The 19,836-nt window shown below is 70.9% G+C and carries 18 protein-coding genes; 4 read left to right on the top strand and 14 right to left on the bottom strand.

Annotation, left to right across the window (positions count from 1 at the left end):
- Positions 1 to 39: 39 nt before the first annotated feature.
- Positions 40 to 1,332 carry an aspartyl/asparaginyl beta-hydroxylase domain-containing protein gene (locus tag HLB44_RS23975; protein WP_173128209.1) on the top strand — a complete coding sequence of 431 codons (1,293 nt, stop codon included), beginning with the start codon at positions 40 to 42 and terminating at the stop codon, positions 1,330 to 1,332.
- Between the two features lie 13 nt (positions 1,333 to 1,345).
- On the opposite strand, the gene HLB44_RS23970 is transcribed toward HLB44_RS23975, so the two are convergent.
- The 7 genes from HLB44_RS23970 to HLB44_RS23940 form a co-directional block, all read right to left on the bottom strand.
- Entirely contained in the window at positions 1,346 to 2,110 is a 765-nt protein-coding gene (locus HLB44_RS23970) for a 3-hydroxyacyl-CoA dehydrogenase (protein WP_173128206.1), read from the bottom strand.
- A gap of 2 nt (positions 2,111 to 2,112) precedes the next feature.
- The gene (adk, locus tag HLB44_RS23965; protein ID WP_173128203.1) at positions 2,113 to 2,769 is read right to left on the bottom strand and encodes an adenylate kinase; all 657 of its coding nucleotides are present in this window, start codon (positions 2,767 to 2,769) and stop codon (positions 2,113 to 2,115) included.
- Between the two features lie 154 nt (positions 2,770 to 2,923).
- Entirely contained in the window at positions 2,924 to 3,688 is a 765-nt protein-coding gene (kdsB, locus tag HLB44_RS23960; protein ID WP_173128200.1) for a 3-deoxy-manno-octulosonate cytidylyltransferase, read from the bottom strand.
- Between the two features lie 13 nt (positions 3,689 to 3,701).
- Positions 3,702 to 3,914 (bottom strand): Trm112 family protein, encoded by a 213-nt coding sequence (locus HLB44_RS23955; RefSeq protein WP_173128642.1) that lies wholly within the window; start codon positions 3,912 to 3,914, stop codon positions 3,702 to 3,704.
- 2 nt (positions 3,915 to 3,916) lie between these two features.
- Complete coding sequence (gene lpxK, locus HLB44_RS23950) at positions 3,917 to 4,936, bottom strand: tetraacyldisaccharide 4'-kinase (protein WP_173128197.1); 1,020 nt, start codon at positions 4,934 to 4,936, stop codon at positions 3,917 to 3,919.
- A 19-nt stretch (positions 4,937 to 4,955) separates the two neighbouring features.
- Complete coding sequence (locus HLB44_RS23945; protein ID WP_173128195.1) at positions 4,956 to 5,384, bottom strand: ExbD/TolR family protein; 429 nt, start codon at positions 5,382 to 5,384, stop codon at positions 4,956 to 4,958.
- 19 nt (positions 5,385 to 5,403) lie between these two features.
- Positions 5,404 to 6,090: a MotA/TolQ/ExbB proton channel family protein gene (locus HLB44_RS23940; protein WP_173128192.1), complete on the bottom strand. Its 687-nt coding sequence runs from the start codon at positions 6,088 to 6,090 to the stop codon at positions 5,404 to 5,406.
- A 383-nt stretch (positions 6,091 to 6,473) separates the two neighbouring features.
- Between HLB44_RS23940 and xseA the strand changes: the two genes are divergently transcribed.
- On the top strand, positions 6,474 to 7,781 hold the full coding sequence (gene xseA, locus HLB44_RS23935) for an exodeoxyribonuclease VII large subunit (protein WP_173128189.1): 1,308 nt from the start codon (positions 6,474 to 6,476) through the stop codon (positions 7,779 to 7,781).
- A gap of 97 nt (positions 7,782 to 7,878) precedes the next feature.
- Positions 7,879 to 8,463, top strand: a complete 585-nt coding sequence (locus tag HLB44_RS23930; protein ID WP_173128186.1) for a superoxide dismutase — start codon at positions 7,879 to 7,881, stop codon at positions 8,461 to 8,463.
- Between the two features lie 78 nt (positions 8,464 to 8,541).
- Here the strand turns inward: HLB44_RS23930 and bamC are convergent, their stop codons facing one another.
- From bamC to HLB44_RS23910, 5 genes are all read right to left on the bottom strand, one after another.
- Entirely contained in the window at positions 8,542 to 9,696 is a 1,155-nt protein-coding gene (bamC, locus tag HLB44_RS23925) for an outer membrane protein assembly factor BamC (protein ID WP_343051517.1), read from the bottom strand.
- A 126-nt stretch (positions 9,697 to 9,822) separates the two neighbouring features.
- The gene (gene dapA / locus HLB44_RS23920) at positions 9,823 to 10,704 is read right to left on the bottom strand and encodes a 4-hydroxy-tetrahydrodipicolinate synthase (RefSeq protein ID WP_173128183.1); all 882 of its coding nucleotides are present in this window, start codon (positions 10,702 to 10,704) and stop codon (positions 9,823 to 9,825) included.
- A gap of 61 nt (positions 10,705 to 10,765) precedes the next feature.
- Positions 10,766 to 11,317, bottom strand: a complete 552-nt coding sequence (locus HLB44_RS23915; RefSeq protein WP_173128180.1) for a class I SAM-dependent methyltransferase — start codon at positions 11,315 to 11,317, stop codon at positions 10,766 to 10,768.
- Complete coding sequence (locus tag HLB44_RS37965; protein WP_281375220.1) at positions 11,317 to 11,442, bottom strand: hypothetical protein; 126 nt, start codon at positions 11,440 to 11,442, stop codon at positions 11,317 to 11,319. Before HLB44_RS37965 ends, HLB44_RS23915 begins: the two co-directional genes overlap by 1 nt.
- Complete coding sequence (locus HLB44_RS23910) at positions 11,442 to 12,665, bottom strand: MFS transporter (RefSeq protein WP_246312426.1); 1,224 nt, start codon at positions 12,663 to 12,665, stop codon at positions 11,442 to 11,444. Before HLB44_RS23910 ends, HLB44_RS37965 begins: the two co-directional genes overlap by 1 nt.
- Before the next feature lie 220 nt (positions 12,666 to 12,885).
- Here HLB44_RS23910 and HLB44_RS23905 point away from each other — a divergent pair, with 220 nt between their 5' ends.
- A complete protein-coding gene (locus tag HLB44_RS23905) occupies positions 12,886 to 13,956 on the top strand; it encodes an alpha/beta hydrolase (RefSeq protein ID WP_173128177.1) in 1,071 nt (356 codons plus the stop codon).
- 40 nt (positions 13,957 to 13,996) lie between these two features.
- Here HLB44_RS23905 and HLB44_RS23900 read toward each other — a convergent pair whose 3' ends face one another.
- The gene (locus HLB44_RS23900) at positions 13,997 to 16,726 is read right to left on the bottom strand and encodes a serine/threonine-protein kinase (RefSeq protein WP_173128174.1); all 2,730 of its coding nucleotides are present in this window, start codon (positions 16,724 to 16,726) and stop codon (positions 13,997 to 13,999) included.
- 26 nt (positions 16,727 to 16,752) lie between these two features.
- Positions 16,753 to 19,791, bottom strand: coding sequence for a serine/threonine-protein kinase (locus HLB44_RS23895; RefSeq protein WP_173128171.1), 3,039 nt, complete (start codon positions 19,789 to 19,791; stop codon positions 16,753 to 16,755).
- Positions 19,792 to 19,836: the final 45 nt, after the last annotated feature.

Here is a 19,836-nt window from a genome sequence, read left to right as displayed (position 1 = left end):
CTGCGGCTCGCCGTTTCTTTTCCATCGACAATCACTTTCATGACATCCCTATCCCATGCGCAGGCGCTGGCCGAGTACGAGCGCCAGGCGATCGAGGCGATGAATGGCGGTCGTCCGCGGGAGGCGCTGCTGGCCTGGCAGCGCGTGCTCGAACTGCGGCCCGACCATGCGGCCGCGCTGACCCAGGTCGGCCAGGAGGCATTCAAGGGCGGTGACTTCGCGGCCGCGCGGGTCGCGTTCCAGCGCGCGGCACAGGCCGACGGCCGCGATGCTCGACAGTGGGTCAACCTTGCGCTGGCGTGCCAACGGCTCGGCGACGATGCTGCCGAGGAGGAGGCGCTGTTTCGCGCGGCGGCAGCCGATCCGTCGGACCTGCTGGCGCTGTTCCTGCGCGGAAACCTGTATGAGCGGCAGGGCAAGACCCATCGCGCTGCCGGGGCCTACGGGGCGGCCGCCGCGGTCGCGCCGGCGATGGATCGGCTGCTGCCCGAGCTGCGCCCAGCGGTGAGCCATGCCATCGAGTACCGCGATCGTTACCAGAATGATCTCGCTGCCGCGGTCGATGGCTTCCTGGAGCCGCACTTGCGCGAGCTCGATGGCGCGAGCCTTGCGCGCTTCAAGCTGTCGCTGGACATCCTGCTCGGCCGCAAGCGCCGCTTCGATTCGCAGCCGATGCGCTACTTCGTGCCCGGCCTGCCGGCGATCGAGTTCTTCGATCGCGAGCACTTTCCATGGATCGAGGAACTCGAGGCTGAAACGGATGCGATCCGGGACGAGTTTCTGGCCGTGCTGCGCGCCGATCAGGGATTCGAGCCGTACATCCGCTACGGCCAGGACGAGCCCGTTGCGCAATGGGCGGAATTGAACCATTCACCCCGCTGGAGTGCGTTCCACCTCTGGAAGGACGGGCAGCCTGTCAGCGGCAATGTCGAGCGCTGCCCGCGCACCGTGGCCGCCTGGCGCAAGATTCCGAGCCCTGATCAACCGGGTCGTACGCCCGTGGCGATGTACTCGCTGCTCAAGCCGCGCACCCACATTCCGCCGCATGTCGGCGCGAGCAATGCGCGGCTGGTGTGCCACCTGCCGCTGATCGTGCCGGCCGGTTGTCGCTTCCGTGTCGGGAACACCGTGCGCGAATGGGCGCCGGGTCGCGTCTGGGTTTTCGACGACACGATCGAGCACGAGGCCTGGAACGACAGCGACGAGTTGCGTGTGGTGCTGATCTTCGACACCTGGCACCCGATGATTGCGGAGCCGGAGCGCCGCATGATCACCGCGATGAACGAGGCGCTGAACCACTTCGGCAGCATCAACGACGTCTACGACGTCTGACGCCGCCGCATCACTACTTCGGCGCCATCCGGATCGCCCCATCCAGCCGGATCACCTCGCCATTGAGCATGTCGTTCTCGACGATCTGCTGCACCAGCTTGGCGTAGTCCTCGGGGCGGCCGAGGCGGCTGGGGAAGGGCACGCTGGCGGCGAGCGCGTCCTGCACTTCCTGCGGCATCTTGAACAGCATCGGCGTGCCGAAGATGCCCGGCGCGATGGTCATCACGCGGATGCCGTTGCGGGCCAGGTCGCGGGCGATCGGCAAGGTCATGCCGACGACGCCGCCTTTCGAGGCCGCATACGCCGCCTGGCCGATCTGGCCGTCGTAGGCGGCGACGCTGGCGGTGTTGATCAGCACGCCGCGCTCGCCTGTCGGTTCGGGCTCGTTGCGGCACATCGCCTCGGCCGCCAGGCGGATCATGTTGAAGCTGCCGATCAGGTTGACGGTGATCGTCTTCGTGAAGGCATCCAGCGCGTGCGCGCCGTCCTTGCCGACGGTCTTGATCGCCGGCGCGATGCCGGCGCAGTTGATCAGCCCGCAGAGCTTGCCAAGGGATTGCGCGGCCGCGACTGCAGCGCGACCGTCGGCTTCCTGGCTGACGTCGCAGCGCGCGAAGACGGTCGCCGCGCCGAGCTCGGCGGCCAGCGCCTGGCCCTTGTCGGCCTGCACGTCGGCGATCACCACCTTGCCGCCGTTGTGCACCAGCATGCGCACGGTGCCTTCACCCAGGCCCGACGCGCCGCCGGTGACGATGAAGCTCTTGCCTGCGATCTGCATGATCAGCCTTCCAGTGCCGCCAAGGCGCGCGACTTGATGTCGTCGACCGAGCCCATGCCCGCGATGCGCGCATAACGCGGTGCCTGGGCGTCGCCGCTGGCCGCCCACTTCGAGTAGTACTCGACCAGCGGCCGCGTCTGCGCCTGGTAGACGGCGAGGCGCTTGCGCACGGTCTCTTCCTTGTCGTCGTCGCGCTGGATCAGGTCCTCGCCGGTGACATCGTCCTTGCCCGAAGTCTTGGGCGGGTTGTACTTGACGTGGTAGCTGCGGCCCGACGGAATGTGGAACAGCCGGCCGCTCATGCGCTCGATGATCGCTTCGTCCGGCACGTCGATCTCGAGCACCGCGTCGAGCTTGACGCCGGCCGACTTCATCGCATCGGCTTGCGGGATCGTGCGCGGGAAGCCGTCGAAGAGGAAGCCCTTGGCGCAATCCGGTTGCGCGATGCGCTCCTTGACCAGGCCGATGATGATGTCGTCGCTGACCAGTCCGCCAGCGTCCATCACCTTCTTCGCCGCCAAGCCGAGGTCGCTGCCGGCCTTGACGGCGGCGCGCAGCATGTCGCCGGTGGAGATCTGGGGGATGCCGTACTTCTGGCAGATGTAGGCGGCTTGCGTGCCTTTGCCCGCGCCGGGCGCGCCCAACAGGATCAGTCTCATCCGTTCCTCGGTCCGTCTCGTGATGTTGGCTGCCGCCGGGTTTTCGCTGGAGGCAGTGCGTGGATTCAGCGGGGGCGATTATCGCCGCCGGACCTGCGTGAAACTGACGGTTCGCGGCGGGCGCTGCAGTGGGGATCGCCCGGGTTGCGCTGGATCAGGAGCCGGCGAAGAGCGCGCGCACGCGCTCCAGGTCCTCCGGCGTGTCGACGCCGGGGCCGGGGCGCTCGGTGCTGACGTGCACCGCGATGCGCTCGCCGTGCCACAGCACGCGCAGCTGCTCCAGCGCCTCGAGCCGTTCCAGCGGCGCCGGCTCGAGCAGCGGAAAACGCCGCAGGAAGCCGGCGCGGTAGCCGTAGAGCCCGACATGGCGCAGCGGCCGCGGCTCCGGCAGTGTGTTGCCGATACCGGCGGCGGCGAATCCATCGCGCCACCAGGCGATCGGCGCGCGCGAGAAGTACAGCGCTCGCGATCGCGCATCGAGCACGACCTTGACGACGTTCGGATTGGCGAACTCGGCCGCATCGTCGATCGCATGGGCGACCGTCGACATCACGCAGTCGGGGCGCTCGTCGAGCAGGCGTGCGCAGGCGTCGATCATCGCCGGCGCGATCAGCGGCTCGTCGCCCTGCACGTTGAGGATGCGCGCTTGCCCATCGAGGCCGAGTTGCTCGCAGGCTTCGGCCAGGCGGTCGCTGCCGCTGGGATGGTCGCTGCGCGTCAGGATCGCGTCGACTCCGTGGCGGCGGCAGGCCGCGACGATCGCCGGCGCGTCCGCGGCGACGACCACGCGCTCGGCAGCGCTGGCGCGTGCGGCCTGCGCGACGCGCACGACCATCGGCAGGCCGGCGATGTCGGCCAGTGGCTTGTCGGGCAGCCGCGTGCTCGCCAGCCGCGCCGGGATCAGCACCGTGAAGCTCATCTCGGCGCGTCGTTCACGTGCCGGAGGCCGGTGCCGGGTCCTGCCCGGGCGCTTCGAGGGCGCGGGCTTCGCTCTCCAGCATCACCGGGATGCCGTCGCGGATCGGAAAGCCGAGGCGGTCCGGCGCGCATTGCAGCTCGCGCGGCTGCGCGTTTTCGTCGCGGCCCATCGTCAGCGGCCCCTTGCACAGCGGGCAGACGAGAAGGTCGATCAATCGGTGGTCCAAACTCATCGGGAACCTTCCAGGCGGTCAAGCACGTTGCGGCCGAAGTCCGGCGGGAGGCGGAAGTCTAGCGTCGCGACCCAGACCCGCGTCGTGCCGACGGCGTCGGGCCGCAGCTTGACGGCGTCCTTCTCGGTGACGATCACGTCCGGCGTACTCGCCGGCCACGGCAGCGCATCGAAGCGTGCATGGTCCGGCAAGGCCATGCGCCCGATGCGCAGGCCCAGCGCCTCCAGCATGCGAAAGAACGGCTCCGGCCGCGCCAGCCCGGCGGCGGCCAGCAGCGGTCGAGCGCGCAGCGCGTCGAGGGCCGCGGCCTGCGGCGCGGCGCCGTTCCACCAGTCCGCGAGCGGCGTGAAGCCGGCCAGCCGGCGTTCGCCGAGCGCCCCGGGCAGCGGCGTGCTCTGCACGCCGTGGCTGTAGAGCACCAGCGTGCGCTCGGGCAACGAATCGGGCATCGGCTGGCGCAGCGGCCCCGCCGGCAGCAACTGGTGGTTGCCGGCGCCGCGGTCGTCGAAGACGAGGATCTGCAGCTCGCGCTGCAGCGCGAGGTGCTGCAGCCCGTCGTCGGCGATCAGCAGGTCGATGTCCGCAAACGCAGCACACAGCGCCTCGGCCGCCGCGACCCGGTCGCGCCCGACCGCCACCGGCACGCCAGTGCGCAGATGGATCAGCAGCGGCTCGTCGCCGACCGCGTCCGCCGTGCTGTCGCGGCTGACCAGCCGGACGCCATCATCCTGCCGGCCGTGGCCGCGCGACAGCACGCCGGGCCGTCGACCCAGCGCGCGCAGCTGCTCGACCAGCGCGATCACCGCCGGCGTCTTGCCCGCACCACCGGCGACCAGGTTGCCGACCACGATCACCGGACGCGGGGCGCGCCGCGCCCGGCGCAGGCCGCTGGCATACAGCGCGCGGTGAGCCGCCGCCAGCGCGCCGTAGACCCACGCCAGCGGCCGCAGCGCGAGCAGCAGCGCACCGGGCCGCGGCTGCTGCCACTGCTCGACCAGCCGCTGCTGCCAGGACAAGGAGGGCCTGCGCGCCGATTTAGCGCGTGCCGCTGTTGGTCTGCGTCGCGAAGGTCAGGCGCGGCAGCGACGCGCGGCGCGCCGCGTCCAGCACGTTGATCACCGACTGGTGCGCCGCCAGCGCATCGGCCGAGAGGATCACCACGCTGTCGCTGCCGGCGCCGGCCGTCGCGGCGGCACTCAGCTCGGCGGTCAGCAGCTCGACGCTGCGGCCCTCGATCGCCTTGTGGTTGATCAGGTAGCGGCCCTCGGCCGTCACCGACACCAGGATCTCGCCCGGCCGCTCCTTCAGCCGCTCGGCGTCGGCCACCGGCAGCGTGATCTGCAGCTCGGAGTACCGGCTGTAGGTCGTCGACAGCATCAGGAAGATCAGCACGACGAGCAGCACGTCGATGAACGGGATCAGGTTGATCTCCGGCTCTTCCATGCGGCGGTGGCGGAAGTTCATCGCTTGAAGGCTCGATCGGTCAGGCGGAAGGCGAAGCGGCCACCGGCGTTGCCGGCGTCGCGGCCGAGGCCGCCGCCGGCGCGGTGCGCAGCGCGAAGCGCATCAGGTGCGGCACCATGCGCTCGGCGGCCTGCTCGAGCTCGAGCGCGAAGAAGTCGACCTTGCCGCGGAAGTAGCGGTAGAACATCAGCGCCGGGATCGCGATGATCAGGCCGAACGCGGTGTTGTACAGCGCCACCGAGATGCCGTGCGCCAGCAGCGCCGGGTTCGACGCACCGGTCGGTGCCTGCGAGCCGAAGATCTCGATCATGCCGACGACGGTGCCGAACAGGCCCAGCAGCGGCGCGGCGGCGGCGATCGTGCCCAGCGTGTTCAGGTAGCGCTCGAGGCGGTGCACGCTGACGCGGCCGGCGTTCTCGAACACCAGCCGCAGCGCCGCTTCATTCATCCGCGGATCGGTGCCGACCGCGCGCAGCCCGGCGGCGAGCACCTGGCCGAGCACCGAGTTGTCGTGCAGCTTGGCAACGACGTCGGGTGCCGGCAGGCTTTGCCGCGTGACGGCCAGCACTTCGTCGAGCAGCTTGGCCGGCACGATGCGCCGCTCGCGCAGGCTCAACAGGCGCTCGACCACCAGCGCCAGGCCGATCACGGAGCACAGGATCAGGGGCCAGATCGGCCAACCGGCCGCTTGTATGATCGAAAGCAAGGGGTCCTCGTCAGACGCTGTCTGGGCTGTGGGGCTTGGGTTTTCGGCGGCTTGCAGCGGGCGGTGCGCCCGGCCGCGGAGCCGCGATTATGGCGTCACGCGGCGAGCGGTCGAATCGCGCTTCGGGGGCCTGCCGCTTGGCGCGGGCAAACAATCCACCGAGTCTGTGGATAAGTTTGTGGGCAAGCCTTTCATGGCGGCCCGCAGAGCGCGCCAATTCAGGCTCCGCAACGGTTTGCCACATTTTTGAGCAGCACTTTCTTGTTTGAATTCAACGACTTGCGCCATTGCTACGATTGCGTGACAGGGGTCGCCGCGCTTCAGGCACGCCAGGCCGACCTGGGGAAATCCATGCTTTTCAAGTCGCCCCGAGCGTTCAGTCGATGCTGAATCAAACACCTCCGCCGGCGCGTGCCTGGAGCGTCGCGGCGCTGCTGCTGGCGGCCAGCGATGCGCTGCAGTCACGGCTCGGCTCGATCACCGTGCGCGGCGAGCTCACCGGCTTCACGCGCGCCGCCAGCGGCCACTGCTACTTCACGCTGAAGGACGACGAGGGCCAGGCCGCGGTGCTGCGCTGCGCGATGTTCCGGCGCGCGTCGATGCTGCTCGATTTCCGGCCGGCCGACGGCCAGCAGGTCGAGCTGCGCGGGCGCATCGGCGTCTACGAAGCGCGCGGCGAGCTGCAATGCGTCGTCGAATCGATGCAGCGGCTCGGCGCCGGCTCGCTGTACGAGCTGTTCCTGCGCAGCAAGGCGCGGCTGGAGGCGGCCGGGCTCTTCGATGCCGCGCGCAAGCGGCCGATCGCCGCCTATCCCGCCCGCATCGGCGTGGTCACCTCGCTGGCCGCGGCGGCGCTGCACGACGTGTTGAGCGCGATCCGGCGCCGCGCACCGCACGTCGGCGTGATCGTCTATCCGGCGCCGGTGCAGGGTACCGAGGCGCCCGCGCAGCTGGCCGAGGCGATCCGCCGCGCCGGCGTGCGCGCCGAGGTCGAGACGCTGATCGTCTGCCGCGGCGGCGGCTCGCTGGAGGACCTGTGGGCCTTCAACGAGGAGATCGTCGTGCGCGCGGTCGCTGCCAGCCCGATCCCGGTGGTCTGCGGCGTCGGCCACGAGACCGATGTCTGCCTCGCCGAGCTCGCCGCCGACCGGCGCGCGCCGACACCGACGGCCGCCGCCGAATTCGCCACGCCGCTGCGCGACGACGAGCTGCAGCGCCTGGCGCACCTGGAACGCCGCCTGCGCGAGGCGGTGCAACGGCGACTCGACACGCAGGCGCAACGGCTCGACCGCCTCGCGCTGCGGCTGGGGCGGCCGGCGCGGCTGCTGTCGTTGCAGGTCGGCCGGCTGCAGATGCTGCAGCAGCGCGGCCGCAGCGCCTTGCTGCAGACCACGCGGCTGCAGCGGCGGCGCATCGACGAGCTGGCGCAGCGGCTGGCGGCATCGCTGCGGCGCACGGTCGCGGCGCGGCACGACCGGCTGGTGCAGGTCGGCGCGCGCCTGGAAGCGGCCGATCCGCGCCAGGTGCTGGCGCGCGGTTATGCGTGGATCAGCGACGCCGGCGGGCGCCCCGTCACCACCGCGCAGGCGCTGCAGCGGGGTCAGCCGCTGCTCGCGCAGTGGTCCGACGGGCAGGCGGATCTCGAGGTGAGCGCGGTCCGACTCGACCGCGCGCCGGACGGCGCAGGCTGACCCTTCGCCGGTCGTGGGCGCGAATGTTGCTGCCTACAATGCCCCGCAAATCCCAACCAGGTGCCACGAGGCACCGCTCACTGCCGAGGACATCGCCATGTCGACCTTCACGCTGCCGCCCCTGCCTTACGCCCCCGATGCGCTTGCGCCGCACATCTCGAAGGAGACCTTCGAGTTCCACCACGGCAAGCACCACCAGGCCTACGTCACGAACCTGAACAACCTGCTGCCGGGCACCGAGTTCGCCGGGATGTCGCTGGAGGACATCGTGCGCAAGTCCAGCGGCCCGGTGTTCAACAACGCCGCGCAGGTGTGGAACCACACCTTCTTCTGGAGCAGCATGAAGCCGGGCGGCGGCGGCGAGCCGAGCGGCGCGCTGGCCGCGGCGATCAACGCCAAGTGGGGCAGCTACGCCGCCTTCAAGGAAGCCTTCACGAAGAGCGCGGTCGGCAACTTCGGCTCCGGCTGGACCTGGCTGGTGAAGAAGGCCGATGGCTCGGTCGACCTCGCCAACACCAGCAACGCCGGCACGCCGCTGACCGGAGCCGACAAGCCGCTGCTGACGGTCGACGTGTGGGAACACGCGTACTACATCGACTATCGCAATGCGCGTCCGAAGTTCGTCGAGACCTTCCTGACGTCGCTGGTCAACTGGTCGTTCGCCGAAGCCAACTTCGGCTGAGCGATCGGGCGCCACGCGGCGCCACAAAGACAAAGAGCCGGTGCATGCACCGGCTCTTTTTGCTTCCGCGGGGGCGGCCTACTTCAGCTCGTCGATCAGGCGCGCGACGATCTGCTTCGCGGCGTCGCCGCCGTCCGCGGCGCCCTGGTTGTTCAGCACCGCGACCTGCGTCTTCTCGCCGGCGCCCTTGACCGACAGGCGGTAGCGCTGCAGCAGCTTGCCCTGGTCCTTGTCGGCGCCGAACAGCTTCGCGAAGAAGCCCGGCTCTTCCTGGCCGGCGAGCTTCGGATCGACGTAGCGCACGAAGTACACGCCGGCGCTGCGGTCGCGGTCCTCGACGGTGAAGCCGCCGCGGTCGAGCGCCAGGCCGACGCGGCGCCAGGCGCGGTCGAAGGCCTCGTCGACTTCCATCGCCGCGCCGGGCTGGCCGGCCAGCAGGCGCGCGCGGGCCGGCGCTGCCGGCGCGGCGGTGGCGGTGGCGACCACCGTGCGCGCACTGGCGTCGTCCTTCGCGCCGCCGAGCTTGACCATCATCCGGCTCAGGAACTCGCCTTCGAGCAGCGGATCGGTCGGCCGCGGCTGCCACGTCGTCACGTCGCGCTGCTGGTTGGTGTAGACCTCGATCAGGCCACGGTGGGCGACGTAGATCTCGCTGCCGCCGGCTGGGTTGCGCTCGACGCGGGTGCGAAAGCGATCGCGCTCGGAAGTCGAGTACAGCGAATCGAGCACCTTGCCGAGCAGCGCACGCACGCCGTCCTGCGGCAGCTTGGCGCGGTTCTCGGCCCATTCGGTTTCCATCACGCCGGCTTGCGCGTTGTCGACCGCCAGCGTGAAGCCGCGCTCGAGCCAGAACGCGCGCAGTTCGGGCCACAGCTTCTCCGGCGGCTGCGTGGTGACGAGGTAGCGCTGGTTGCCGTCGCGCACGATGCGCACGTCGCCGAGCGTGCTCGGCGCCACGGTCGCCGCCGTCGCGGGCGCGGTGACCGCACCGGCCTGCGCGCCGGCCTGCATCGCGGTGGCGCTGACGCTGCCGCTCTGCGGCTGGTAGCGGCCGTCGCGGGCCAGCTGCGTCAGGTCGGGCGGCACTTCGAGTGCCGAGGTCTTCTTGGACTGCGACCGGTAGTCGATCTTGTCGCCGGAGAAGAACTCCTCGACGGTCGAGCAGCCGGCCAGCAGCAGCGCACATGCGAGCGCCAGGGCGCGGGTCGGGGTGACGACGGACACACGATTCACGGTGCAGATCTCCAGATCGTGCCCGTGGCCGCCGTTGCTTGGGCGGCCTGGGCGAGGAAAGTCAAATAACGGCAGGCCGCTGTCCGCGGTGGACTGCCCGTGCCGGCACAGCGCCGGCGCGCCGGCTCACGACAGGCCGGCGTCGCGCAGCGCGCGATCGACGAGTGACTGGCCGGCGTCGGTCAGCGGCAGGATCGGCAGGCGCACCGCCGGCCGGCACAGGCCGAGCCGCGACATCGCCCACTTCGCCGGCGCCGGGCTCGGCTCGCAGAACAGGTGCTTGTGCAGCGACAGCAGGCGGAAATGGATCTCGCGCGCCGCCTGCACACGGCCCTCGATCGCCGCCATGCACAGCTGGTGCATCAGCTTCGGCGCGACGTTGGCGGTGACGCTGACGTTGCCGTGGCCGCCGAGCAGCATCAGCGCGACGGCGGTGCCGTCGTCGCCGGAATAGATCGAGAAGCCGCTCGGCGCTTCCTTGATCAGTTGCGCGGCGCGCTCGATGTTGCCGGTGGCTTCCTTGATGCCGACGATCCCAGGCACCTGGGCCAGGCGCAGCGTGGTCTCGGGCAGCATGTCCGCGACGGTGCGGCCGGGCACGTTGTAAAGCACCACCGGCAGGTCGACCGCCTCGGCAACCGCCTTGAAGTGCTGGTAGATGCCTTCCTGCGAGGGCTTGTTGTAGTAGGGCACGACCTGCAGCGTGCAGTCGGCGCCGACCGACTTCGAGAAACGCGTCAGCTCGATCGCTTCACGCGTCGAATTGGCACCGGCGCCGGCCATGATCGGCACGCGGCCGGCGGCGTGCTCGACGGCGATCCGGATGATGTCGCAGTGCTCCTCGACCGAGACGGTCGGTGATTCGCCGGTGGTGCCGACGACGCCGATGCAGTCGGTGCCTTCGGCGATGTGCCAGTCGATCAGGCGACGCAAGCCGTCGAAATCGACGCTGCCGTCCTCGTGCATCGGCGTCACCAACGCGACGATGCTGCCAACAATGGGTTTCATGCGCATTCCTTGCAAGCCGGCGATTTTAGCCGGGCGGCCCGGGGCGCCCGGCCGGGCGACGTCAGCCCGCCAGCGGGATGCGCAGCGGCGCGGCAGCGGCCGGATCGGGCGCCAGCGCCGCGATCCGCTGCACGAAGCGCTGCGGCTCGGCGAGGAAGCCATCCTCGTAGCCGACGATGCGCAGGTTCGCGCAGACGCGCAGCAGCTCGCCCGGCTCCAAGAGGAATTCAGCCCGCGACGGCCGGCCGACGGTCTCGTTGCCGCGGGCGAAGGTTTCGTAGAGCAGCAGGCCGCCGGGTGCCAGGCTCGCCAGCAACGCCGGCCACAGCGGCCGCCACAGGTAGTTGGTCACGAGCACCAGGTCGAAACGGCGGCCGGCCAGCGGCCACGGCGCACCTTCGAGGTCGGCGACCAGCACTTCGGCCTGCGTGCGCAAACCGGCCAGCGCCTCGGCATCGCGGTCGACCGCGGTGACGCCGAGGCCGCGCGCGGCCAGGAAGCGCACATGCCGGCCGCTGCCGCAGGCGACATCGAGCGCCGACATGCCGGGACGCAGCAGGTGCGCCCAGCGCTCGAGCCAGGGCGACGGCGCGAGCGACAGTTCGTGTGACATCAAAAGCAGGCCCAGGCCCGCCCGGCCAGCTCGACCAGCAGGTGCGGATTGAAGTACGCCGCGAACACGATCGCCAGCACCGCCACGGCAGCGCCGTGCAGCAGCCAGCGGCGGGTCCGGGTCATCACGCCACCGCGGGCCGCGGCGCACGCACGATCGCCGACTCGCGCACCGGCAGGTTGATCAGCACCGCGAACACGCTCAGCGCGACTGCCATCCACCAGACCACGTCGTAGCTGCCCGACAGGTCGTACAGCCGCCCGCCGAGCCAGACGCCCAGGAAGGAGCCGACCTGGTGGCTCAGGAACACGAAGCCGCCGAGCATCGACATGTACTGCACGCCGAAGATCTGCGCGACCACCGCATTGGTCGGCGGCACCGTCGACAGCCACAGCAGGCCCATCACCGCCGAGAAGACGTAGACGCTCATCGGCGTCAGCGGCAGCAGCAGGAAGGCGACGATCGCCACGCCGCGCAATGCGTAGATCGCGGCCAGGATGTGGCGCTTGGCCAGGTACTGGCCGAGCGTGCCGGCCGCATAGGTGCCGAAGACGTTGAACAGGCCGATCAGCGCCAGCGCGGTGGTCGCGACCTCGGGTCCGAGGCCCTTGTCCTTCAGGTAGCTCGGCATGTGCACGCCGATGAAGACGACCTGGAAGCCGCAGACGAAGTAGCCGGCCATCAGCAGCTGGAAGCTGCGGTAGCCGAAGGCCTCGCGCAGCGCCTGGGGGATGCTCTGCTGGTGCGCGCCCGTCGCGGCGAAGGCCGGCTCCTTCAGCCCGCGCGCCAGCGGCAGGATCACCAGCGCCGCGCAGCCGAGCACGAAGAGCGCGTTCTGCCAGTTCCAGGTGCTGATCAACCAGCTCTCCACCGGCACCATCAGGAACTGGCCGAACGAACCCGCAGCCGCGGCGACGCCCATCGCCCACGAGCGCTTCTCCGGCGCGACGTTGCGGCTGATCACGCCGTAGATCACCGAGTAGGTGGTGCCCGACTGCGCGATGCCGATCAGCAGGCCGGCACTGCCGGTGAACGCCAGCCCGGAGGTCGACAAGGCCATCAGCACCAGGCCGACGGCGTACAGCAGGCCGCCCGCCAGCAGCACGCGATAAGCGCCAAAACGATCGGCCAGCATGCCGGCCAGCGGCCCGGCGGCACCCCAGGCCAGGTTCTGGATCGCGATCGCGAAGGCGAAGGTCTCGCGCGTCCAGCCGCGGTCCATCGTGATCGGTGCCAGCCACAGGCCGAAGCCGTGGCGGATGCCCATCGACAGGGTGACGATCGCGGCGCCGCAGAGCAGCACTTGCGTCATCGACAGGCGGGCAGGGGAGGCGGCGGGCGGATTCATCGCCCGGAACTCTACCCACATCGGAGTTGACCCCAGGGCGGGGAAGGACGTGCAGGCTTGCATGCGGGGATTGCAGAAATGCGAGACGAGCGCGTCTGCGGCGCAAATGTGGGTAGGCGGCACGGCAAAACCGGGTGGCCGGCGATCGCGGCGTCGCGGCGCGCGGCACCTACGCTGCCCACCGTTCATGCCGCCCGTCGTGCGGCTTGAAGGAGCCCCGATGAAGAACCTTCGCACCTGTCTCGCGGCGCTTGCGCTGCTGTCGGCCAGCCACGCCGCCCAGGCGCAGCCCACCTGCGTCTATCCGCAGCCCGAGCCCTGCCTCTACCAGAGCGCCATCACCTATCCCACCGCGTTCGTCGACTTCACGCTGCCCGATGCGTCGCGCAACGGCCACCTGGTGCCGATCCGCGTGCGCTACCCGGTCGGCGCCGGCGGCGCGCGGCCGGTGGTGCTGTGGAACCACGGCGGCGCCACCAACCCGACCGGCCACCACGGCAGCGTCGAACGCAGCGAAAGTTTCGCCGCCGCCGGCTACATCGTGATCCACATCGCCCGCGTCGATGTCGCCAACCCCGGCGCGGCCGACCTGGCGGCCTGCGTGTCCGGCGGCGTGATGACCAGCGTCGGCGCCGTCGGCGAAGCACTGCAGGCGTGCAAGACCTGGCTCGGCTTCCACGTCCACGGCCCCTTGAACAACGCCTTCATCGCCAGCGTGCTGCCGCAGTACCAGGTCGGCATGCTGCCCGGCTTCAACGGCACGCCGGACCGCACGCGCATGGTGGTCGGCGGCTGGTCCGGCGGTACCGAATCGATGCTCAACATCGCGGGCGTGGCGCTCCAGCTCGGCCTGCTGCGCGTCGCGCCGACGCCGATCGCCGGCGTCATCGGTTTCTTCGGCGACGCGCCGCGCGGGCCGACCTACGCCGGCTTCAACTCGGGCATCGGCGAGGACGCCTACTACGCGATCGATGCGCGGCCCTACCTGATGTTCTCCGGCCGCGGCGACGAGACCGGCGAGCCGGCCGAATCCCGCACCGTCAGCTGGTTGGCGTCGACGCCGGGCGGCAAGCTGCTGTCCTGGGACAACGCCGCCGAGGCGAACCACGGCACGATCGACATCGGCGAGTGCGATACCGTGCTGCGCGCCAACCACTGCCGCTGGATGCGCGCGCTCGGTGTCGCCTTCCTCGACGCGGTGCTGGCGCAGCGCCAGCAGGCGATCGACTGGCTGGCGTCCGACGCCTACCGGACGCTCACCGGCGGAGTTATCGAGCTGCACCGGCGCTGAGGCGCCTTGCCCGCGCCACCGCCGTCGCGCGGCGCTCGCGTCACGACCCGGGCAATTTGGCCAATAGCGCTGCCGCCGCGGCGGTGAGGGCGTGCTGCGAACCCAGCCCGTTGCGCAGGGCTTCATGGGCGAGCAAGGCATCGCGGCGCGCGTCGCCGTCGCGGCCGAGCGCGTGCCTGCCCTGCGCCCGCAGCAGGGCGGCTTCGCCGACATCGCCGCTCAGTCGTTCGTCGCGAGCGATGCGCCGCGATGCTTCCAGGGCCGCGCTGGCCAAGGCCTCAGCCGCCACCGCATCGCCTGCCGCCTTGTGGATGCGCGACGCCCCACGCAACAGGCGATCCACGCCCGGCGCGGTCGAGCTTCCGGGATAGCCGGCCTTGGCCAGGGCGGCGTCGATCGCCACGCGAGCTTCGGCGGCGCGGCCGGTGTCCAGCAGGAGTTCCGCCCGCAGCAGGCTCGCCGCCTGCAGCATGCGGCCGTGTGCCCGCGGATCGGCGCGCCACACGGCCTCGGCGGCTTCGAGCCGTCGCAGCGCTTCTTCGGGCCGTTGCAGGGCCCGCAACGCACTCGCGGCGAGCAACTCCCCGATCGAATTGCGAAACACGTTCTTCGCTGGGCGCGATTGCCGCAGGCTCTCTTCGGCCAGCGCGAGCGCGCGCTCGGCGTGCCCCATGCGAAGCAGCGCGAAGCCGTAGTTGGATGCAAAGCCCACCGGCTGCGACAGCGACGGCGGTTGCTTCGCCACCCATGCCTGGGCCTGGTCGAGCATTGCCTGCGCTTGCACGTGCTCGCCCAGCCGATTGAGGTTGCCCGCATGGTTGTTCAGCGCAACGAAGCCGGCCCTCGAATCGAGGCTGCCCGCCTGACGATGCAGCTCCAATTCCTCTGCCGACAACGCCAGCGCGTCCTTGTAGCGGTCGCTGGCGCGATAGAAATCGGCGAGCTGCACTCGCATGATGCGACCCCTGGATCCGGGATCGACACCGCTGCGGTCGATTTCAGCGATGCCGCGCTGAATGGTGATGATCGCGCCTGCGAGGTCGCCGCTGGCCTGCTGCACACGTGCTCGCGCGCGATGGCAGTCGGCCCGCGCGAACATCGGCACCAACGTGGCCCGCGCCAGGGCCTGCTCGGCTTCGGAGAGGCGCGTTCGCGCGAGCGACGCCTGGCCCTCGGCGAGCGACCAGGCCGTGGCGCACAGGGCGGCTGCCAGCAGGCCATGGTCGCCAGCGGCGCGCGCGCCGTCGGCACTGCGTTGCAGCAGCGACAACACGCGATGGGTCTGGTTGACCATCGTGTACTTGCGCGAAATTTCGTATTGCAGGTAGGCGGTCAGCGCGGGGTCGCTGGTGCGCTGCCGCTCGAGCATCGCCGTACCGCGATCGAGCAGTGCAGGCATCGTCAGCGGCTGGTCGGAGCTGCCGACGTCGTCGAGCAGCGTGTACATGAACTCGCTGAACGCCTCCGCGCGTTGCTGGTGCTGCAGTGCCGCGTCGCGTTGGCGCGCCGCCTCGGAGGCCTGCCACAGCGCCACGCCCGTGCCGGACAGCACGGCCACCAGCGTGCCGGCGGCGGCCGCCGACTCGAGCTTGTTGCGCGCGATCAGCTTGCGCAGGCGGTAGCTGCGGCTGTCGGGCCGGGCCTGCACCGGCTGATCGGCGAGGTGGCGCTCGATATCGGCGGCCAGTGCATCGACAGTGGCGTAGCGCTCGGCTGGCGCCTTCTTCAGCGTCTTCAGAACGATGGTGTCGAGGTCACCGCGCAGCAGCCTGGCGAGCTTGCGGTCCTGCGCCGCGTCACTCGGACGTTGCGGCTCGGCGAGCAGGATCGATTCTTCCAGCTCGGCACGCGTGCCGCGCCTGAGCCGGTACGGCCGCTCGCCGGCGAGCAGCTCGTACAGCAGCACGCCGAGCGAGTAGATATCGGCGGCCGTGCCGATCGGTTCGCCGCGGATCTGCTCCGGCGCCGCGTAGTCGGGCGTCAGCGCGCGGCCGTGCTCCAGCGTGAGCTGAGTCTCTTTGGCCACGCCCTGGTCGAGCAGCTTGGCGATGCCGAAATCGAGCAGCCGCACCTGGCCATCCGAGGTGACGAGGATGTTGCTGGGCTTCAAGTCGCGGTGCACGACCAGCTTGGCGTGCGCGTGTGCCACCGCACGCGCGACTTGCAGGAACAGCCGCAGTCGCGGCCGCACGTCGAGCTTGCGTGAGCGACAGTGTTCGTCAATGCGATCTCCCTCGACGAATTCGAGCGCGAGGTAGGGCTGGCCGTCGGTCGCGATGCCGGCGTCATACAGGCGCGCGATGTTGGGATGTTCCAGCGTCGCGAGGATCTCGCGCTCGCGCGCCAAGCGCTCGGCCCACGCCGCGTGCCGCCACGAGGCACGCGGCAGCTTCAGCGCTACCTGGCGGCCCTGCAGCAGGTCGCTGCGCTCGGCCAGCCAGACGCTGGCCATGCCGCCTTCGCCGAGTTCGCGCAGCAAGCGGTACGGGCCGACGAACCGGCCCGGTTCGGCAGGAGCTTCGTCATACGCAGGCGAACGGCCGGCGAAGACGCCCGTCTCGATCTTGGGCAGCGTGTGCAGCAGCTCGCCCGCGTCGGCACGCTGCGCATGCGACAGGAGCGCGCGCAGGCGCGGCGCGAAGCGATGCTCGGTCGCCGGGAGGCCGGCGAGCCAGGCGACGCGATCCTGCGCCGGCAGCGAGAGGGCCTCGTCGAGCAGGCGGCGCAAGGTGGACCAGTCATCGGCCGAGAGGTCGAAGGGCGCGTGCATCTTCGTGGCGGGAGTTGCTCTTCGCGTCAAGAGGCGCGCGCGCGGGTGGCCGCGTCGGCAGCGCCCGTGGCGCGTGCCGGGCCTGAGCCGGCTGATGTGGACAGCGCGCCGCGCGCGAGCTTTGCCAGGTCGGCGTCTGCCGGGATCGGCGAGCGCTGGAGCGTGTCCGCCGCCCGCGCGTAGGCCGCGTGCGCGTCGGCGTGACGGCCGAGCACGGCATCGCAACCCGCTAGCCAGTACGCGGCCTCGCCGGCCCACCGATGCTGCGGGTCGAGCTCGCGCCAGAAGCGCGCGGCCTGGTCGAGCCACTGCCGTGCCTCGACGTGCTTGCGCTGCTGGAGCCTGGCACGCCCCAGGCCCAGCCATGCATCGGCGCGCTCGGGCGAGGCCCCAGGCTGCAGCTCTTGCAGCTGCGCGAGGGCGCGCTCCAACACCGGCGATGCCAGATCCGCCCGGCCCCGTGCAACGTGAACCAGGCCCTGCTCGACCGCCGCGCGCGCGATCGCTAGCCTGCCTGCTCGGCCGGACCCGGCGGCGTCCTGCGCCTGCTGCTGAAGCCGCAACGCCCCCTCGTCGTCGCGCGCCAGCCGCTTGACCACGCCGAGCACGTACAGCGTGCGCGCGCGCAGCAAGGGAGCGGCGCCGTCGCCGGCTTGCGGCGCGACCGCCTCCAGCTCGCGCTGCGCTTCGGCGAGCCTGCCGGCGTAGGCGAGCGAGAGTGCGCGCTCGACGCGGATGGCGCTCACGTCCGGGTGCTTGGCCCCCATGGCCGCCGCGTGCGTTCGCAGCGCGTCGGCCAGCAACGGCTCGGCCTGCGCGCCGGCACGCGCGGCCACCAGCGCACGCCCGTATGCGCGCTGTGCGCGGGCATGGTGGATCGTGTCGGCGGCGTGGTGGCTGCTGCTGATGCGCAGTGCTTCGCTGCCGTGCACGAGGGCCTGCGCGGTCTCCCCCGCCTCCACCTGCAGCGCCGCCAGCTTCCAAGCCAGGTTGCCAACCACCAGGGCCGAAGCGCCGGCTGCCTCGGCCGCGTCGGCCTTGGCGCGCTGCAGAACCTCGGCGCCGCGCACGAACTGACCGTTGGCCGCCAGCGTGCGGCCATAGACCTCGGCCGCCTCGATCACCTGTGGATGCGTCGAGGCGCCCGCATGCACGTCGACGGTGAGCCGGTGGGCTGGCTCGGCGGCCCGCAGCGCCTCGTCTGCCTTCCCGGCGTAGAGATACGCCAGTGCGAGATTGACCGACGCGCCGGCCGTCAGCCGATGACGCTCGCCCAGCCTGTCCAGTGCGTGCTGCCTGGCTCGGCTGGCTGCCGCTAGCGCTTCGTCGTACCGACCCTCATCGATCGCGAGCGCGGACAGGTCCCACCAAGCGGTGACGATGTCGCGTGGGTCCGCGTTCCTGCGTCCCCGCAGCGCCGCCAGTGCCGACTCCAGGTCGGCACGCGCCTGCTTGAATCGGCCGCGCTCCAGATGCATCTCGGCCATGTAGATGCGGCCGCGCGCTGCCTGCGGGTGGTCGGGCTGCAGATGCAGCCTGGCGGTCGCCGCGCTGTGTGCGAGCACGGTCTCGGCCAGCTCGTACTCCTGCCGATGCAGCAGGCTCATGCCGACGATGTCGAGCAGCTCCACCTGCAGCTCGGGACGCCTGGCGAAGGTGGTGTCGATCTGCTGCGTGGCGTGCCGCAACATGTCGACCACCGTCGACGCCCTGACGCCCGTGGTCCAGGGGTCGGCATCACGCAGGATGGAAGCGATGAAGTCCTTGACCTCCTCCGCCTTGGCTTGCTCGGCGCGCGCGATCGCAGCTTGCCATGCAGCCATGCCGGCACCCGCGACGACCGCCACCAGCACCGCGCCGGCCGCGCCCACGGCCAGGATGTGGCGCCCGACGAAGCGACGCGTGCGATACCACGCGCCATCGGGATGGGCGAGCACCGGGCGGCCGGCAAGATAACGCTCGACGTCGGCGGCCAGCGCTTCGACCGTGGCGTAGCGTTCGGACGGTGCCTTCTTCAGCGCCTTCAGAACGATGGTGTCGAGGTCGCCGCGCAGTTCGCGCCTCAGGCGCGCGTCGGCGGCCACGTCGCTCGGCCGCAACGGCTCGGCGTGCAGGATCGATTCCTCGAGCTCGGCGCGCGTGCCGCGCTTGAGCCGGTACGGCCGCTCGCCGGCGAGCAGCTCGTACAACAGCACGCCGAGCGAGTAGATGTCGGCCGCGGTGCCGATCGGTTCGCCGCGGATCTGCTCCGGCGCGGCGTAGTCGGGCGTCAGCGCGCGGCCGGTCTCGCGCGTCAGCGCGGATTCCTCGGCGCTGCCCCGGTCCAGCAGCTTGGCGATGCCGAAGTCGAGCAGCCGGACCTGCCCATCGGCGGTAACGAGGATGTTGCTCGGCTTCAGATCCCGGTGCACGACGAGCTTGGCATGCGCATGCGCGACCGCCTGCGCGACCTGCAGCACCAGCCGCAGCCGCGCGCGCACGTCCAACGCGCGTTCGCGGCAGTGCTCGTCGATGCGCCGTCCTTCGACGAATTCGAGCGCCAGGTAGGGCTGGCCGTCGGCGGCGACGCCGGCGTCGTACAGGCGCGCGATGTTCGGGTGTTCGAGCGTGGCGAGGATCTCGCGCTCGCGCGCCAGGCGCTCGGACCAGACGCTGCGCTGCAGGAACACGCGCGGCAGCTTCAGCGCCACCTGGCGGCGCTGCAGCAGGTCGCTGCGCTCGGCGAGCCAGACCTCGACCATGCCACCTTCGCCGAGCGGCCGCAGCAGCCGGTAGGGACCGATCGTGCGGCCCGGCGCGGCGGCGTCGTCTGCCGGCGGCTGCGTCGCGAAATCGCCGGTCTCGATCTTCGGCAGCGTCTGCAGCAGGCGCTCGGCATCGGCACCGCCGTTGGCATGCGCGAGCAGGCGGCGCAGCCGCACCGCATGGCGCTGGTCCGATGGCGGCAGCGCATCGAGCCAGCGCTCGCGCTCGGCAGCCGGCAGCGCGAGCGCCTCGTCGAGCAGCGCGCGCAGCGCGGCCCAGTCGGCGGGGGTGATCTCGAAGTGGGCGAAGGTCTGCGACATCGAAGCTCTCCCGGCGCCTGCAGCGTGCGGCCGGACGCCCTGACG

This window comes from Pseudaquabacterium terrae, from assembly GCF_013266755.1.
Lineage (GTDB): Bacteria > Pseudomonadota > Gammaproteobacteria > Burkholderiales > Burkholderiaceae_C > Pseudaquabacterium > Pseudaquabacterium terrae.
Note: the sequence above shows the minus strand (reverse complement) of the source record. Positions and strands in the feature narration are given on the sequence as shown.

Bases quoted from the DNA above. Each gene is read 5' to 3' on its own strand.
- HLB44_RS23975 (WP_173128209.1), top strand. From the start codon at position 40: ATGACATCCCTATCCCATGCGCAGGCGCTGGCCGAGTACGAGCGCCAG.
- HLB44_RS23970 (WP_173128206.1), bottom strand. From the start codon at position 2,110: ATGCAGATCGCAGGCAAGAGCTTCATCGTCACCGGCGGCGCGTCGGGC.
- adk (WP_173128203.1), bottom strand. From the start codon at position 2,769: ATGAGACTGATCCTGTTGGGCGCGCCCGGCGCGGGCAAAGGCACGCAA.
- kdsB (WP_173128200.1), bottom strand. From the start codon at position 3,688: ATGAGCTTCACGGTGCTGATCCCGGCGCGGCTGGCGAGCACGCGGCTG.
- HLB44_RS23945 (WP_173128195.1), bottom strand. From the start codon at position 5,384: ATGAACTTCCGCCACCGCCGCATGGAAGAGCCGGAGATCAACCTGATC.
- xseA (WP_173128189.1), top strand. From the start codon at position 6,474: ATGCTGAATCAAACACCTCCGCCGGCGCGTGCCTGGAGCGTCGCGGCG.
- HLB44_RS23930 (WP_173128186.1), top strand. From the start codon at position 7,879: ATGTCGACCTTCACGCTGCCGCCCCTGCCTTACGCCCCCGATGCGCTT.
- dapA (WP_173128183.1), bottom strand. From the start codon at position 10,704: ATGAAACCCATTGTTGGCAGCATCGTCGCGTTGGTGACGCCGATGCAC.
- HLB44_RS23915 (WP_173128180.1), bottom strand. From the start codon at position 11,317: ATGTCACACGAACTGTCGCTCGCGCCGTCGCCCTGGCTCGAGCGCTGG.
- HLB44_RS37965 (WP_281375220.1), bottom strand. From the start codon at position 11,442: ATGACCCGGACCCGCCGCTGGCTGCTGCACGGCGCTGCCGTGGCGGTG.
- HLB44_RS23910 (WP_246312426.1), bottom strand. From the start codon at position 12,665: ATGAATCCGCCCGCCGCCTCCCCTGCCCGCCTGTCGATGACGCAAGTG.
- HLB44_RS23905 (WP_173128177.1), top strand. From the start codon at position 12,886: ATGAAGAACCTTCGCACCTGTCTCGCGGCGCTTGCGCTGCTGTCGGCC.
- HLB44_RS23900 (WP_173128174.1), bottom strand. From the start codon at position 16,726: ATGCACGCGCCCTTCGACCTCTCGGCCGATGACTGGTCCACCTTGCGC.
- HLB44_RS23895 (WP_173128171.1), bottom strand. From the start codon at position 19,791: ATGTCGCAGACCTTCGCCCACTTCGAGATCACCCCCGCCGACTGGGCC.